Source organism: Effusibacillus sp. SKA8, assembly GCF_058273125.1.
In genome coordinates, this window is sequence record NZ_JBZCSF010000039.1 from 1 (window position 1) to 965 (window position 965).

Here is a 965-nt window from a genome sequence, read left to right on the forward strand (position 1 = left end):
TGTGGAAACGGCATCCATTGCCAGCGTCAATCCGACGAGCCTGAATGAAGCTGCAGCCAACGACGGCAGCATTGCGGCACCTGGAACTATCGTCGTAACCATCGCCAACGGCACACTGGCAGCGGACATTGCCAAGGCTGACGTAACGGCAACTAACCTGCCAGCCGGCCTTGACTACACGGTGACCAGGGACAGCGATACCCAATTGACCATCACGCTCACCGGCAATGCCACCAGCCATGCGGCAGCTGACAGCGTGAACAACCTGACCTTCACCATTGCGCAGGCGAAGGTAACCGGTGCAACAGCTAACCTGACAACCGGCAATATCAGCATTAACTTTAACGACTGACATGGGCGTTACCGAAAAACATACAAAAAAAGGAACCTGCTTATCTTGGCACGGTTCCTTTTTTTTGTGGTACGCCCAGCAAATTCAATCCCATGTCTTTTGATGAATGGATAAGTACATATGCTACCTTTTTGCATATTCATACTTTCCTCACCCAACATGCTAGACTTCCAGCTTGGAGCCGGTGGCGGTAGAGCCTCTGGTGCGCCGCTCGTCATGCGCTTTGTGGAACGCCTCGCTTTGCGTCCAGGCGACAAACGCTTCCTTGCTTTCCCATTTGGTGTACACAACCTGTTTGTCCTCATCGGTGGAGTTGAGGAACATGAATTCCAGGCAACCGGGAACCTGCTTCATGTTCTCCGCGCTGTTGCCAAACAGTTCGATCATTTTGGCCTTGCCTTCCGCGGGAACTTGCAGAACGTTCATTACGACGTACATATCTCCGTGATTCGCTTTGTGGAAGGCAAGCTCAAACTGAAGGTGAATCGAGAGAAGAGCGCTGTGGATCGTCCTTGGAAGCGGAAGTTTCTCGGATTCAGCTACCTGTCGAACCGACAGGGGACGATACGGTTAGCGCCGAAGACGGTACAGCGATTCAAGGAACGCATTCGTA

General features: G+C 52.4%; 1 protein-coding gene and 1 pseudogene. One reads left to right on the forward strand and one right to left on the reverse strand.

Annotated features, from left to right (window positions below; genetic code table 11):
* Positions 1-352: pseudogene (locus AC4ED1_RS14625) on the forward strand (hypothetical protein); the annotation flags it as partial.
* A 162-nt stretch (positions 353-514) separates the two neighbouring features.
* On the opposite strand, the gene AC4ED1_RS14630 reads toward AC4ED1_RS14625, so the two are convergent.
* Positions 515-778: an antibiotic biosynthesis monooxygenase family protein gene (locus AC4ED1_RS14630; protein WP_490939862.1), complete on the reverse strand. Its 264-nt coding sequence runs from the start codon at positions 776-778 to the stop codon at positions 515-517.
* Positions 779-965 lie beyond the last annotated feature (187 nt).

Coding starts and splice junctions, on each gene's coding strand:
- AC4ED1_RS14630 (WP_490939862.1), bottom strand. CDS start 778: ATGAACGTTCTGCAAGTTCCCGCGGAAGGCAAGGCCAAAATGATCGAA.